At 61.1% G+C, this 15,423-nt stretch carries 13 protein-coding genes; 4 read left to right on the top strand and 9 right to left on the bottom strand.

From position 1 onward, the window contains the following. Positions 1-64: 64 nt before the first annotated feature. The gene (locus tag MPJ51_RS04915) at positions 65-3,886 is read right to left on the bottom strand and encodes an Ig-like domain-containing protein (protein WP_298382605.1); all 3,822 of its coding nucleotides are present in this window, start codon (positions 3,884-3,886) and stop codon (positions 65-67) included. Positions 3,887-4,110: 224 nt separating this feature from the next. Between MPJ51_RS04915 and MPJ51_RS04910 the strand changes: the two genes are divergently transcribed. Further along, positions 4,111-6,156 carry a beta-propeller fold lactonase family protein gene (locus MPJ51_RS04910; RefSeq protein ID WP_298382602.1) on the top strand — a complete coding sequence of 682 codons (2,046 nt, stop codon included), beginning with the start codon at positions 4,111-4,113 and terminating at the stop codon, positions 6,154-6,156. A 4-nt stretch (positions 6,157-6,160) separates the two neighbouring features. Here MPJ51_RS04910 and MPJ51_RS04905 read toward each other — a convergent pair whose 3' ends face one another. Beyond that, a complete protein-coding gene (locus MPJ51_RS04905; RefSeq protein ID WP_298382600.1) occupies positions 6,161-7,468 on the bottom strand; it encodes an HlyD family type I secretion periplasmic adaptor subunit in 1,308 nt (435 codons plus the stop codon). Beyond that, positions 7,465-9,138 (bottom strand): type I secretion system permease/ATPase, encoded by a 1,674-nt coding sequence (locus tag MPJ51_RS04900; RefSeq protein ID WP_298382745.1) that lies wholly within the window; start codon positions 9,136-9,138, stop codon positions 7,465-7,467. The genes MPJ51_RS04905 and MPJ51_RS04900 overlap by 4 nt, the downstream gene beginning before the upstream one ends. A 625-nt stretch (positions 9,139-9,763) precedes the next feature. On the opposite strand from MPJ51_RS04900, the gene MPJ51_RS04895 reads away from it, so the two are divergent. The 3 genes from MPJ51_RS04895 to MPJ51_RS04885 are packed head-to-tail and all read left to right on the top strand — an operon-like array spanning position 9,764 to position 12,142. After that, complete coding sequence (locus tag MPJ51_RS04895; RefSeq protein ID WP_298382597.1) at positions 9,764-10,576, top strand: ABC transporter substrate-binding protein; 813 nt, start codon at positions 9,764-9,766, stop codon at positions 10,574-10,576. Between the two features lies 1 nt (position 10,577). After that, positions 10,578-11,411: an amino acid ABC transporter permease gene (locus MPJ51_RS04890; protein WP_298382594.1), complete on the top strand. Its 834-nt coding sequence runs from the start codon at positions 10,578-10,580 to the stop codon at positions 11,409-11,411. After that, a complete protein-coding gene (locus MPJ51_RS04885; RefSeq protein ID WP_298382591.1) occupies positions 11,411-12,142 on the top strand; it encodes an amino acid ABC transporter ATP-binding protein in 732 nt (243 codons plus the stop codon). The genes MPJ51_RS04890 and MPJ51_RS04885 overlap by 1 nt, the downstream gene beginning before the upstream one ends. Positions 12,143-12,174: 32 nt before the next feature. Here MPJ51_RS04885 and MPJ51_RS04880 read toward each other — a convergent pair whose 3' ends face one another. The 6 genes from MPJ51_RS04880 to MPJ51_RS04855 form a co-directional block, all read right to left on the bottom strand. Next, positions 12,175-13,059, bottom strand: a complete 885-nt coding sequence (locus MPJ51_RS04880; protein WP_298382588.1) for an MBL fold metallo-hydrolase — start codon at positions 13,057-13,059, stop codon at positions 12,175-12,177. Further along, positions 13,056-13,496: a DUF6691 family protein gene (locus tag MPJ51_RS04875; RefSeq protein ID WP_298382585.1), complete on the bottom strand. Its 441-nt coding sequence runs from the start codon at positions 13,494-13,496 to the stop codon at positions 13,056-13,058. Before MPJ51_RS04875 ends, MPJ51_RS04880 begins: the two co-directional genes overlap by 4 nt. Positions 13,497-13,499: 3 nt before the next feature. Further along, a complete protein-coding gene (locus MPJ51_RS04870) occupies positions 13,500-13,931 on the bottom strand; it encodes a YeeE/YedE thiosulfate transporter family protein (RefSeq protein WP_298382582.1) in 432 nt (143 codons plus the stop codon). 31 nt (positions 13,932-13,962) lie between these two features. Further along, on the bottom strand, positions 13,963-14,121 hold the full coding sequence (locus MPJ51_RS04865; protein WP_298382579.1) for a YgaP-like transmembrane domain: 159 nt from the start codon (positions 14,119-14,121) through the stop codon (positions 13,963-13,965). Between the two features lie 98 nt (positions 14,122-14,219). Continuing rightward, positions 14,220-14,888, bottom strand: coding sequence for a Crp/Fnr family transcriptional regulator (locus MPJ51_RS04860; protein ID WP_298382576.1), 669 nt, complete (start codon positions 14,886-14,888; stop codon positions 14,220-14,222). Positions 14,889-14,993: 105 nt separating this feature from the next. Beyond that, on the bottom strand, positions 14,994-15,423 hold a 430-nt coding region (locus MPJ51_RS04855; protein ID WP_298382574.1), incomplete at its 5' end, for an NAD-binding protein.

Below are 15,423 nucleotides of genomic sequence, written 5' to 3'. Positions count from 1 at the left end.
TCAACCCTTTGTCTGTGAAAGGGTGACGCGAACCGCCCGCATCACCTAATTTTTTGGTAACCAGTCAGGCGGATGCGCCTGTCGGATCCGTGTGGAGGATGTTGTCCGCCGTCAAACCGCTCAGATCAGAAAGCCCGTCGAACTGGGCCAGCGTTTCAACCGATGCGGTGTCCGGTGCCGTGTAATCGACCTTGACCAGAACGCTGTCCGTGCCGTCAGTGGCCAGAACATAGATTTCATCCCCTGACAGAGCACCTGTAAGCCCCTCAACGGCAGTGGCAATCGTGTCGGATGTCAAATCCGACAAGGTGGTCTGCAGCCCGACAAATCCAGTGTTCGTCCCCAGAGCATCGCCGACATTCAAGGTTTCAAAACCCGAACCGTCCCCGCGCAGCGTTGTGACATCCAGCCCCTGGAACATCAGCGCATCTGCCACGTCTGTCTCTGAGCCCAGTGTGAACCCGCTAATCGTGTCGACACCGTTGGCCGTTGGGCTGGCCTCCAGCACAACGATATCCCGTCCAGCGCCGCTCAGGTCGATATTGTCGTCACCGGCCCCACCTCGGATCACATCGTCGATACTGGACCCGGACAGGGTATCATTGCCGCCCGTGCCCAAGACGAATTGCGAAGGGCCGCCATCCGTGGTCGTTATTGTGAACTCGATCGGCTTGGTCGGATCCTGAACAGTCATGGTGAAGGTAACGATGGGTTGCGACAGATCCCCATAGCTGGTGGCGGCGCCTGCGAAACTGACCGTCGTTGGGCTGGGGGTATTGACCAGAAACAGGTCGAAATCGCCGTTTTCCACGTCTGATCCGCTGTCGAATGTCACAACCGATGGATCGAATTCAAGATCGGCCGTCACTGCAAGGCCGCTGGATGTGTCCCGATCCGTATCGGCATAGATTTCGAACGTAATCGTCGACCCGCTTTGACCGACCTCGGTGATGACATAGGCGGCAGGCACATGCGCCGTCACCTGATCCGAGGCAGGGGCTGGATCAGGCCCGCCGGAAACGGTTGCCTGAGCTCCGAAATCCATGGAATCTCCCGCGCCAAGCCCTGCGAAGTCCGACGCCGGGACGGTCAGGCTCCAGCTTCCGTCCGCAGCGACCGTGGCGCTGCCGACCGAGACGGAATTGAGTGTGACATCCACCGACTGCCCGGCTGCCAGACCCACCGATGTGCCCGTCACCGTCAGGCCGCTCGCCTGCGCGTCACTCAACGCAACGGCATCGTTGGTTCCGACTGGGTTGATGTTCAAGAGCGGTCGGAAATCAGTGGTGACCGACGTTGTTGCATCCGACGCAGGATTGCCTGCCGCATCCTCAACTGACGCCGTGATGGTGTGGCTGGTGCTATCCGCCAACCCGGTCAGATCGGCACTGGGAACCGTGACAGCCCAGGTGCCCCCTGACACCGCACCGGTATAGCTCTGCCCGCCAAGCGTGACGGTTACGATCTGGCCGTCCTCGGCTGTGGTCGTACCTGAGATCATCAGATCCGACCCTTGTTCCACGATATCCAACTGGCCCCCCACGGGCAGCGGGTCCAAGGTGATTGAAGGAGCGCTGAAATCAGTATCAAAGCTGGCAGAGGTACTGTTTTCGTTGCCCGCCACGTCCGAGATCGAAGCATTCACGTCGTAGCTCTCAGCATCCTGAAGACCCGAAAGCGAGGCCGCCGAAGCAGTGTAGGTCCAGTTGCCTCCGGTGACGGTGGCGGTGCCCGAGACATCCACAGTCCCATCGGGGCGGGTAATTTCAACGGTCACCACGGTGCCGTCCGGTGCATCCGAGGTGCCTGTCACCGTCAAGTCCGTGCCTTGCTCTGCGGCATTCATCACTGCACCGTCCGAGAGGGTGGAAATGGTCAGGCTGGGCGGTGTGAAGTCCGTATCGAAGCTGTTTGTGGCCTGCACGGCCGGGTTGCCTGCGACATCCGAAACATCCGCAGTCACCGCAACCGTCGCACCATTCGACAATGCGCCAAGATCAGCGGCGGGGACGGTCACGCTCCAACCACCGCCTGAGGCAGCACCGGTATAGCTCTGCCCGTTCAACGTGACGGTCACGGTCTGGCCATCTTCGGCCGTGGTCGATCCGGATATGGTCAGATCGGTGCCCTGTTCCGCCGCGCTCATCACCGCGCCGTCCGAGAAGCTGTCGATGCTGAGGGTCGGGGCGGTGACGTCCTTGGTCACGCCAACGCTTGCTTGTGGTGCGACAAGCCCATCTGCATCCGCCACATCCGCCGTCACGGTAAAACTGCCACCATCGGATAGCGCACCCAGATCGGCGTTGGGAACGGTCACCGACCAATTGCCGCCGGATACGGTGCCGGTATAAGTCTGCCCATCCAGAGTTACCGTCACTTGTTGGCCATCGGGCACATTGCCCGTTGTACCGCTGATAGTAAGGTCCGAGCCGACTTCGGCGGCGTTGATCGCCGCACCCACCGACAACGGCGCAATCGAAATCGAGGGCCCGGTCAGATCGACCGGCACCGACACCGAAACCGGGGCTGCCGGGTTGCCCGCCGCGTCGCTGACCGCAACGCTGATCGCCGCCGGAGTACCGGTTGACAGGCCCGTCAGATCGGCATTGGGGATTGTCACGCTCCACCCGCCGCCCGAGGCGGTTCCGGTGTAGTCCTGCCCCTCAAAGGTAATGGTCACCGTCTGGCCATCTTCGGCGGTGGTCGTGCCCGTCAGAACCAGATCGCCGCCAACATCCACAAGATCAATCGAGCCCCCGGCCACCGCATCCAGCGTCACCGCTGGCGCGTTGAAATCCGTGTCGAAACTGCCACTGGCCTGACTGGCGGGATTGCCTGCAGTGTCCGACACGTCAGCGGTGACAGCGATGGTCGAGGCGTCGGACAGGGCTGTCAGATCCCCTGCGGGGACAGCAACGCTCCAGCCGCCGTTTGACACGGTGCCCGTATAGGTCTGGCCGTTCAGCGTGACCGTCACGATCTGACCATTTTCAGCATCCGTCGTACCTGTGATGGTCAGATCTGCCCCTTGTTCGGCGGCATTCAGAACCGCACCTGCCGAAAACCCCGAAATGCCGATGGTTGGTGGGACCGTATCAACAATGTAGTCAACTGTCTGAACGGAAATCTCCGCTCCCATGGCGTCCAGATTGCGGACCGTAATGGTCGTCGTGCCCTGCGACAGGCCGGTGGCTTCAGCCTGGGTCAGCGACAGGCTCCAATTGCCATCAACGTCTACCGTGACTGTCTTTACCAACCCCCCAATTGTGATTTCGACCGTCGCTGCACCCTCAGGGGTCCTCAGATTGGCACTGGTGTTGTTCAAGGCGCTTGCCTGCAACCCGGCAAGATTGAGGCTCGGCAATGCCGGGGCAGGGGCGGGTGGAGCGGTCGCTGGCGCATCATCACCGCCGCCGCCACCTGCCGCCGCCGCGCCGGCCAGCCCGAGACCACCGGCCACGGCCCCGATACCGCCCAAACCACCAGAGGCCGCGCCCGCACCTTCGGCTGCGGCGCTGAATTCGGTGATTTCACCGACAACCGCATCGGCGACCATGATCGCCCCGTTGTCCAGAACCTGCACGTTCTCGGCAGCCACAATCAGCGTCCGGCCATCGACCATCTTCAACTGCAGATCCCCATTGGACAGCAGCTTGACTGACCGCACACCGGGGATCGATTCTGCAAACTGAAACGCTGCCAGTTCCGCATCCGTCGCCTGCGCCAGCGCGGGCAGGGCCATCAGGGTCGAGCCCAGCCCACCGGCCAGCCCACGCCCGGCCCATTTCCGCAACTTGCCATCGATCCATTTGCGGACATGACGGTTGCGCCCGTCCTCGGGCAAAGCGTCTGAACGCGGGGTCGTCGAAACGGGTTTCTTGGTCATGATGCCCTCATATCTGGTGGCTGCAATCAACCGGGCTGCACCCCGGAAATCGCAGGGATTTATTCATCTGTGTTGTCGCCCGGTATCCGCTGCGACCGGACCGGAAAAACTTGAGTTAAACTGAAACCGAACTCCCTGTTTTCACCACATTCCTGCTCTGGTTCCGGCCTTCGCGTCGGCTCAACCTGTTGCTGAGGCCAGGGGTGGCCTGTGGGGTGAGCGAAATGAGGCTTCAGTTCGAAACGGTGGTGGCAACGGGGGCCACGGCTCTTGATTCAGGTATCGGCGATACGGCTTTAAAAACGTTTAACGGGGAAACGTATCTGTTCAGCCTGTCCGGGATTGGCGGTGGTATTGTCGCCTGGCACCTTGTGGATGGGGCCGCGCCGGTGCTTTTGGATCAGCAATATTACAGTGTCACCATCACCCAGCAGGTTGGGCGCAGCGGAATTCCGGTGACACTGGCGGGCAGTGATCACCTGATTCTGAATGTGGATGGGGCGACCGGGCTGGTCAGCTATGGGCTGAACGCCGATGGCACATTTGGCACGCTGCAGGAAACCGGCACTTTGACCGGGGGCGGGGATATCGGCGCTGCGGTGCAGGTATCCGTCGGGGCAACTGACCTTCTGACGTTGGCCCATACCGATACCGGACATATTCGGACCTATCATATCAACAATGACGGATCGCTCAGCGCCGCCGGATCGGTGACGGCCCAGGCCGATTTCCTGCAAACCTTGCACTCGGGCACCAGCCAATTCGTCATCGCGGCAGATACGGCCAGCAATGCCATCACCACCTATTCCATTGATCCCGGCACTGGGGCATTGACGGAAATCACCGGCAACTCGGCCCTTCAGATGCTGGGCGTCAACGCCCCCACTGCACTGGAAACCGTCGAAGCCTATGGCGCGTCATGGGTGATCGTGGCGGGCGCTGGCAGCAATTCCCTAAGCGTTCTGGAACTGGGCAGCGACGGTCAACTGACGCCAACCAATCACGCGCTGGACACGCTGCACACAAGGTTCGGCGATGTTCAGGACATCTCGGTTGTCGAGGTCTCAGGCCGTGTCTTCATCGTCGCGGGCGGAGGGGATGACGGGGTCACCCTGTTCACGCTGACGCCGGACGGGCAGTTGATCCATCTGGACAGTTTCGAGGACACCTTGTCCTCGGGCCTGCAAAACGTCGAATCGCTGAGCGTTGCGCGTGTCGGCGATCAGTTGCAGATTTTTGCGGCCTCGCAACAGGATGCCGGACTGACGCAGCTGAGCGTCGATATCTCGGATCTGGGCGACATCCGGCAGGGATATGGCACGGTGACTGGCACGGCGCAGGGCGACATGCTCAGCGGCGGCATTCTGGACACGGTTCTGGATGGTGGGGCAGGGGACGACATCCTGATCACCGGCACCAGTGCCACAACAATGACTGGAGGCGCGGGTGCGGATATCTTTGTTATGCGCGAAAGCAGCGGCCCGACCACAATCACCGATTTTCAGGCCGGAACAGACCGGCTGGACCTGACCGATTTTTCGTTTCTGCGCTCACCCACACAGCTGAATGTCACCTCCACCGCTCAGGGCGCGCAGATTCAATACCGTGACGAAACGATCGAGATCATCTCGGCCTCGGGCGGGCCTCTGACCAGTACCGATATCTTTGGCGCGGGGTTCGATGGGCCGGACCATATTCCGGTGAACCTGAACAACGACCCGGACACCAATGCGGCCCCCGGCGTCCTGGGGGCGGTGCATATTGAGTCCGACACCGCAAACCCGGCCCTGCAGGGGGCCGAGGTTCAGTTCACCCCCGATGGCGGTGCAACCATCACCGCGCAGGCCAATGATCAGGGGGAATTCGTACTGGATGTACCGGACGGCACCTTTACCGGCGACCTGGATATCGTGAAATCCTATTCCACCGCCAGCGCCCAGATCACTGCGCTGGATGCGCTACAAGTGCTGCGTATCGCGGTTGGCCTTGATCCCACATTCGGCCCCGCCACACCCGAGAACCTGATTGCCGCGGACATCACGCAAGACGGCACAATCAACGCGCTGGACGCGCTGGCCATCCTGCAAGTGGCCGTGGGTCTGGAAACTGCCCACGACGCGGAATGGGTGTTTCTGGACGCCGATGCGGACTTGTCAGGCATCACCCGAACCAATGTCAGCTACGACACCGGCGTGTCCGTCACTATCGTGGACGGGGCGGTGTCCGCCGACATGACCTCGATCCTGTTGGGCAATGTCGAGGCCGTCTGACCGTCTACTCGCGGAAGGCCCGGTAGAAATAGTCAGCCATCGGCTTGACCAGATAGGACAGCGGGGTGCGTTCGTCGGTCTTGATCATCGCTTCGACCGGCATGCCGGGCAGCAACTCCTGCCCATCCAGACGCTCCAACTGACCATCATCCGGTACGACCTCGGCCCGGTAAAAGGTGAAGCCAGTGCTTTCATCGGTGAACGTATCCGCCGAGACGTTAAGGACGTGACCATAAAGCTCGGGCGTTTCCTGCTGGTTGAAAGCGGGGAAGCGCAGGGCAACCTCTTGCCCGCGATGCAACTGATCCACATGGATCGCGTCCACCCGCGCAGCCACCACCAAAGGCGTGTCCTGTGGCACCACATACATCATCGGTTCGGCCGGTTGGATCACGGATTGCAGGGCAAAAACCTGACTGTCATAGACCGTACCCGCTACCGGGGCACGGATATCCAGACGCGACATCCGCTCGGTCAGCGACAGGCGCTGTTCCGACAGCTCGACCACACGGGCCTCGACATCGCGCAGCTCGGTAATGGCCTCTTCCCGGCGGGTGGCTTTCAATTCGACGATCTGAATCTCGGTCGTGGCAATCTCGCCCTTCAGCCGCGCGACCGAGGCCTCAAGACGCCCGATTTCACCCGTCAGGCTGGCCTGTTCCCGTTGCAGGGCCGAGACGCGGCTGGCCTGCGTCAGGCCGCGTTCCAGCAGGCCCTCCTGATCCGCCAATTCGTTGGCGATCAGGTCCAGTTGCGTGCGCAAGGAGACCAGCTGCGCCTGGGTCCCTTCAATCTCGCTTTCAATCTGAACGCGCTGATTGCCCAATTGCTCAGTTTGCTGGGTCAGAGTGTTCAGACGCGCGGCAAACAGGCGCTGTTGTCCGGCCAGCAGCGCGGGATCGATCCGTTCCTCTTGTTGCAGCACCTCGAACCGATCCGCCAATTCCTGTTCGCGGGCATTGTCACGCTCGGCCTCCAACCGGGCCTTGCGGGCCAGCAATTCGAACAGCTGCGATTCAACAATGGTGTTTTCCGAGGCCAGAAACGTGTCGTCCAGACGCAGCAGCAGATCACCGCGCGCCACATTGTCGCCGTCACGGACCAGAATTTCGCCGACAACCCCGCCATCGGGATGTTCGATCACCTGCCGGTTGCTCTGCACCTCGACGATGCCTTGCGAGATGACGGCCCCCGCCAACTCGGTCCGGATGCTCCAGACCCCCAGACCGACGACCAGAATACCCAATGCCACAAATCCGACGATGGCCGGAACCGTGATCTGCCAGGCGCTGCTTTCCTTCGAGCCGATCATTTCTCACCCACCTTGTTCAGATGCCGTTTGATGACATTCGCGTTCTGCACCATCGATCCCAGAACCTCATCCCGTGCGCCGGATTTGACGATCTGGCCCTTTTCGACAACCACCAGATCATCACATTCCGAGATTGCCTGCGGGCGGTGCGTCATGATGATCGCCGCCTTCCCGGCGGATTTGAGGCCCCGCACGGCGGCATTCAGCGCCTCGGTTCCCTCGGCATCCAGGGCCGAGTTCGGTTCGTCCAGAATCAGCAGCACCGGGTCGCCATACAGCGCACGGGCCAAAGCAATCCGTTGTTTTTGCCCACCGGACAACTGGCTGTCATTGCCTTCCAGAAACGTGTCATAGCCCTTTTCAAGGCCCAGAATCATCTCATGCGCATTGGCCTTTTTCGCCGCTGCGACAACAGCCGCCGCATCCGGCGTTTCGGACATGCGGGCGATGTTTTCCGCCACACTGCCATTGAACAGGGTCACCTGTTGCGGCAGGTATCCGATGTGATGCCCCAGATCGTCGGGATCATATTGATCCAGCGTCGCGCCGCCCAGTCGTATCTCACCCGCCGCAGGCTGCCAGAGACCCAGCAAAGCCTTGGCCAGCGTCGTCTTGCCCGAACCGCTTTTGCCGATCACACCCAGCGCCTTTCCGGGTTCCAGATTCAGCGAGGCATTGCGCAGGGTCGGGGTCTTGATGCCGGGCGGGATCACCGTCAGACCCTTGGCGACCAGACGGCCGGCAGGGGCCGGCAGTTTGGTGCGTTTTTCTTCGGGCGGGGTGGTGTCAAGGAATTTGCTCAACGATGCCCACGCCGTGCGCGCGCGTTCGATCAGTGCCCATTGGCCCACCGCCATCTCGACCGGGGCCAGCGCGCGGCCCAGCAGGATCGAACCCGCAATCATCGCGCCCGGCGTCATCTCGTTGCGCAGCACCAGCCACGCCCCCAGCGCCAGCATCGCCGATTGCAAAAACAGGCGCAGCGATTTGGTCAGCGAGGTAAAGCTGCCGGTCCAGTCATTCGCCGCGATGGTCTGCGACAGCGCCTCGGTCCGCTTTTTCAGCCACCGGGTGGTCACATCGCCCTGCATGCCCTGCGAGCGCACCACCTCGGCCGCTTGCCGTGCATGTTCGGCGAAGGAATTGGCTTGTGCCGTGGCTCCTTGCGCCTCCGCCACCTTGCGATGGGTCATCGCCTGGTTGATCACGGCGATGGCAACCAATACGGCCCCGCCACCGACCGCCAGCCAGCCCAGCAGCGGGTGAAACAGGAAAATCGCCGCCAGAAAGATCGGTGTCCATGGAATGTCCATGACCGCCAGAAACACAGGCGAGGCAAACAGCGCCCGGATCGATTCCAGATCACGCAGTGCCGTCGCCGGGGCCGAACGGACCTGCGGAAACAGTGACCGGCGCATGGTGGCCTCGAACACGCGCTCATCCAGCATCGACTGGAACCGGGCGCCGAACCGGGCCACGATCCGGCCCCTTGCATAATCCAGCATCGCCATCAGCGCATAAAGCAACGCCACCAGCAGGAACAACGCCGTCAGAGTCTCGACCGAGCGTGATCCCAGAACCCGGTCATAGACCTGCAGCATGAACAGCGGTCCGGTCAGCATCAGCAGGTTCACGAAGATGCTGAACAAAAACGCCAGCGCCACGAACATGGTGCCCTGACGCGTTACATTCAGCAATTCCTGCCGCTGCGGCGCAGGCGTTCGATTTCTAAAAAACACGACTGTCAGTCCTTAATATCCCCACGCGAGCCCGACCGGTAGTGACGGTGCTGAGGCGGCTCAATATCTAAACGTATATCGGCGCGCCGGGGCTCGAACAACGGCGGTTTGTAGTCTTGGCGCAGAAAATGAGCCAGCTGCGCCCCGCATGGGATGAAAATCCAGCAGAAACACGCCGAGCCTGCGTGCCTCAAGGCAGCTTGGGTGCCTTGTACCAAGCCTCAGGGCGCGCCGTCCCACTGCGGAAAACAGGCATCTTTTGAACCGGTTCCGGGTGACCGGAGAGACGGCAAAACATTAGTGTCCCCGGTCGGCGACAAAATGCCCGAAAAGGGCAGGGCTTGGTAGCGTCAGGGCGGTGTTCCTTCCATTCCGTAACTTTATCGCCGGGGGTTTCACCGCAGCGGAAAAGTGAGTCGCGTTCAGGCATTCAATCTGCCCCACAGACCCTTTCCGCAGGGTTAACCGCATGAAAATCCGACATCTGACTGGCTGGACACCGCATCAAGGCCCAACTACCGTAACCGCAAAACAGCCCAACAGGAGGTTTGAACCGATGTCCAGAATACTCGCGATTACGGCTGCTGCGTTTGCGTTTTCCACGGCGGCTTATGCCGAAGGCACCTGCGCCGCAGGCAAAACCCTGACCGAAGGGAAATTCACCATAGCCACCGGAAATCCGGCCTATTACCCATGGGTTCTGGACGATGCACCCGAAAACGGCGAGGGGTTCGAGGCCGCCGTAGCCTATGCCGTCGCCGCCGAGATGGGTTTTGGGCCCGATGACGTGATCTGGGTCCGCTCGTCCTTTGACGAAGCGATCCAGCCCGGCGCCAAAGAATTTGACGTCAACATGCAGCAATACTCGATCACGCCCGAGCGGGATCAGGTGGTCGATTTCTCGGCCCCTTACTACACCGCGCCGATGGCCGTTCTGGTCAGCCCGGGCGCAACCGACACAGCCCCGACGCTGGACGCGCTGAAAGGGCTGAAGTGGGGGGCCGTGGGTTCGACCACCGCCGTGCCGAAACTCGCCGCGATCATCCAACCCGACAGCGATCCGCTTCTGTATGGCGACAATGCCGATGTGAATGCCGCGATGAGCGCCAATCAGATCGACGCGGCGCTGTTCGACCTGCCGACCGCCCTGTTCCTGAGCGCGGTGATGATCGAAGGATCAAAAGTCATCGGCCAGTTCGCGCCGGATCAAAGCGACAACCCTGATCAGTTCGGCATGCTGATGGAGGACGGCAACCCGCTGAAACCCTGCATCGACGAAGCGCTGGCAAGCTTGGTTGAAAGCGGCCAACTGGCCGAGATCGAGGCGAAATGGCTGCAGGACACCACAGGTGTTCCCCTGATCAAATAGCATGAGCAAGTCCAAGGCGGCGGGCATGACCCGCCGCGAACGATATGAGGCGCAGCAACGGCGCCGCTCGATCGCAATCGCCGCTACAAGTACACTCACCGTCATCGTCGCACTTTACGTGCTGGTGCCCTTGGCGCCGGGCTGGGCAAAGGTGCAGCAGAGCTTTTTCAACTGGGACGTTCTGGTCAAAACCTTCCCCAAGCTGATTGAGGCCTTTCGCATCAATGTCATGATCTTCGCCTGGTCCGCCCCGGCGATTGCGGTGCTGGGCCTTCTTATCGCCTTGGCACGGGACGCAAAATCGCCCGCGCTGTTTCCACTGCGTATCTTTGGCGCTGCCTTCACCGACATCTTTCGCGGCGTGCCGGTGATCCTGACCGTCTATCTGATCGGCTTCGGCATCCCCGGCCTCGGGCTGCCCCGCCCATGGAATTCCCCCTATATCTGGGGCTCGCTGGCCTTGATCCTGACCTATTCGGCTTATGTGGCCGAGATTTTCCGATCCGGCATAGACAGCGTGCATCACAGCCAACGCGCCGCTGGCCTGTCGCTGGGCCTGTCTGAGCGGCAAGTGATGCGTGACGTGGTGCTGCCACAAGCCATCCGCAACGTGGTACCATCGCAGATGAACATGCTGATCGCCCTGCAAAAGGACGTCTCACTGCTCAGCTTCATCGGCCCGGTCGAGATCTTCCGTCAGGCCGGGGTGTTCAAATCGCTTCTGGCCAATTTCACCCCCTATGTGGGCGCGGCGATCATCTTTCTGATCGTGACCGTCCCTGCCACCCGTTATGCCGATCACCTCTTGGCCCGCCAAATGCGAGAGCGCCGCTGATGCCCAAACTGGAACTGCAAGGCGTCGTCAAACGTTTCGGCGACCGCACGGTCTGCGACGGGATCGACCTGACGGTGGGTGAGGGTCAGACGGTCTGCCTGATCGGTGCCTCGGGCGGTGGCAAATCCACGCTGCTGCGCTGCATCAACCTGCTGGAACCCATCGAAGACGGGGCGATCTATCTGGATGGCGAGGATATCTCGGCCCCCGGCCTTGACCCGCAATCCATCCGCGCGCGTATCGGGATCGTGTTCCAAAGCTTCAACCTGTTTCCACACATGACGGCGCTGGAAAACGTCATGCTCGCCCCCCGCCGCGTGCGTGGCCTGACCCGCGCCCAGCTTCAGCCCGAGATCGAGGCGCTGTTTGACAGGTTCGGCTTGGCGGACAAGATGCATCACTACCCCGACCAGTTGTCGGGCGGTCAGCAACAACGCGTCGCCATCGTCCGTGCGCTGGCCATGCGCCCCGAGGTCATGCTGTTCGACGAGATCACCTCGGCGCTGGACCCGCAACTGGTCAGTGAGGTTCTGGATGTCCTTCTGATGCTGAAAAAGCAGGGCATGACGATGGTGATGGCCACCCATGAGATGGGTTTTGCACGCGAGGCCGCAGACAAAGTGTGTTTTCTGAAAGACGGCCGCGTCATCGAGGAAGGCCCGCCGGAAACCCTTTTCGAGACTCCAAATTGCGAAGCCACGCGCCGGTTTCTGGCCAGAGCGTTAAAGTAAACTCCGTTCTGAGTGCTGACCCATTCGCGATGTCATAACCCGTTGACCGGCACTTTCAGCATCGGCCTGCCGTCGGCATCTTTGGGCACCTCGCCTGCACGCATGTTCACTTGCAGGGACGGGATGATCAGATTGGGCATACCCAGCGTCGCATCACGTTCGGTGCGGAAAGTAACGAATTCCTCTTTGGTTTTGCCACCGCCAACATGGATGTTATGGGCCTTTTCCTCGGCCACCGTCGTCTCCCACGCGATATCGCGCCCGCCTGGGCCGTAATCGTGACACATGAACAGCCGGGTCTCATTCGGCAGGGCCAGCACTTTCTGGATCGAGTCATACAGCTCTCCCGCATCCCCACCGGGGAAATCGGCACGGGCCGAACCGCCGTCGGGCATGAACAGCGTATCTCCGACAAAGGCCGCATCCCCCATTACATGCACCATGCAGGCGGGGGTGTGGCCGGGTGTATGGATGGCAAAACACTGCATCTGACCGATCCTGTAGGTGTCGCCATCCTCAAACAGCGCATCGAATTGCGATCCGTCGCGCTGGAACGCGGTGCCTTCGTTGAAGACCTTGCCGAACGTGTCCTGTACCACGGTGATTTTCGACCCGACCCCGATCTTGCCGCCCAGTTTGCCCTGAATGTAAGGTGCGGCAGACAGGTGATCAGCATGGACATGGGTTTCGATGATCCAATCCAGCCGCAGCCCCTGTTCGGTAATCACGCGGATCAGCGTATCGGCGTGATCAAAGGTGATACGGCCTGCTGCGTAATCAATATCCATCACGCTGTCGACAATGGCGCAGGCGTTCGAGCACGGGTCTTTCACGATATAGCTGATCGTGTTGGTGGCTGCGTCGAAAAATCCCTGCACGTCCGGTTTGACGGTCATGTTCACGGGGTAGGGGGTCATCTCAACGCTCCTTTGGTCTGGGCTGGTGCGGGGGATTGCAAGAACCGGGCCAGGGTGATCCCGGCCACCATGGCGGCTACAAAGGCAAAGACCTGCCATGTTCCGGTGCCAAGCGCGGGCAACGCACCACCGGGGCAGAAGCCCGAGAGGCCCCAGCCGATGCCGAACACGGCCGACCCACCGATAAGCTTTGCGTCGATCCGGCGTGACACTGGCAGGTTGAAGGCGGGGGTACAGAGCGGGGCCGCGCGGCCAAAGACCAGCCGGTAGCCGATAAAGGTGGTGACCAGCGCCCCGCCCATTACAAAGATTAACGACGGGTCCCAAGGCCCTAATATGTCAAAGAAGCTCAGAACTTTCGCCGGGTTCGACATGCCCGAAATCGAAATCCCGACCCCAAAGATCAGCCCGATCAGATAGGTTGCGATCAGCCTCATTGCTTAGCCCCCAATCATATGGCGGGTGACGAAAACGGTGGCGAAGGTGAACACCATGAAAGTCACTGTCGCCACGATGGATCTGAGGCTGAGCCGGGCCATGCCGCACACACCATGGCCCGAGGTGCAACCCGCCCCATAGGTTACGCCCAACCCGACAATGACACCCCCCAGCACCAGCGCAGCGGTTGAGGTCGGAAATTGCAGGGAGGGCATGTCTCCGGTCACCAGCCGCACGGCCAGCGGAGCGGTCACCATTCCGGCCAACAGGGTGGCGCGCCAGGCGAAATCCTCCGCCGATTGCGGCCGCAGCAGACCGGCAAGGATGCCCGTGGCACCCATCACACGACCCAGAACCAGCATCAGCATGGTCGCCGACAGGCCGATCAGAACGCCACCTGACAATGAGGCCCAAGGGGTGAATGCGGTCTGCATCAATCACACTCCCGACAGGTCCTGAGACCGATCAGCCGGTACAGAGGGCAGTGCCGAAGATGGCGGTCAGGGCGAACACCGCCGCACCGATCAGTGCCAGCCAAAAAAGCAGGCCCGAGGCTGAGCCCATTGCGAAAATCAGCAATGCCGCCGTCAGTATCAACCGCAGCCTCCGGTCGATCAGTCCCATATTGGTTGTCATTGTGCGCTCCATCAAAATGCGATGGCGGCAGCATTGCACATGGGGGCACCGGGCTTTGGTGACATGGTCACCAAACCGGGACATTTCTACACTTCGGCACCTGCCGAGCGGGCCAGCCGCTCTAGCCCGGCGCGGTCGGTCAGGCGCAGTTCACCCCGCGATTGCGCCACCCAGCCGCGTCTTTGGAATTCGGACAAGGTGCGCGAGATCACCTCGCGCGCGGTGCCAAGTTCGGTGCCCAGCACCGCGTGGGTGGCGCACACGACGCCGCCCGCGTCAGCCAGTTCCAGCAGGCGAGCAGCCAGCCGCACATCCAGGCGCTGGAACACGATATCGTCGATCAGGGTGAACAGATCGGTGATCCGCCTTGCATATGCAGTCAGCACAAATTCGCGAAACACCGGAGAACGGGCCAGCAGGTCATCGAAAACCTGCCGCGGGATGGCCACGGCGGTCACATCCGTCTCGGCAATCCCGTCAGCGGCGTAATCATCGAAGGCCAGCATGCAGGCGGTGGTCAGAACGCAGCTTTCACCGGCGTGGACCCGATACAGAAAGACCTCTCGTCCCGTGTCGGATCGTTGCTGGACCCGCACCGTACCGTCCAGCAGCAACAGCAGATTGTCGGCGGATTGGCCCGGCGCAAAAATCACCGTACCGGCAGGGACCGAGATGATCCGACTGCCGCCTTCCAACTCGGCCCGGATGTCCTTTGGCAGGCGGCTCAGCCCCTTGAACGTCTTGATCCACGACATGGTTCACCCTTTTTCGCAGGAAGGCCGAAAACATATTCCAGTTCTTAGATGACACGGGTTGAGGACAGGCGAAAGAGGGGGCCGGAGATTTCCGGGCCGGTTACATCAGGTCTTCTTGGGCTCCAGCCCGTTGGCGCGGGCAATGAAATCCACCAGATGCGGCACGTAATCCTCGGGGCCCGTGCCACCGGCATTGACTGCCAGCGCGTAAGAGTTCTTGATCGCCGCGCCCAGCGGATTGGACAGGCCCGCCGCATTGGCCATGTTCGCCAGATAGCGCATGTCCTTATGGGCGTTGGTCAGGGTGAATTTATGCGCCTCGGGGTTGCCTTCGACCGCATAGCCCATGAACGTCTGGTAGAACCCGCAATCCATCCGCGACCCGCGCAGGACCGAATCGAACTGTTCGATGCTGATGCCGACCTTACGCGACAGGGCCAGCGCCTCAGCATAGAGCGCGCCATATCCCATCGCCATGAAATTGTTGAGCAATTTCATCTTGTGGCCCGACCCGGACGGCCCGAGATGCACGATG

The organism is Ruegeria sp., assembly GCF_028066395.1.
Lineage (GTDB): Bacteria > Pseudomonadota > Alphaproteobacteria > Rhodobacterales > Rhodobacteraceae > Ruegeria.
This window is presented reverse-complemented; position numbering and strand designations above follow the sequence as displayed.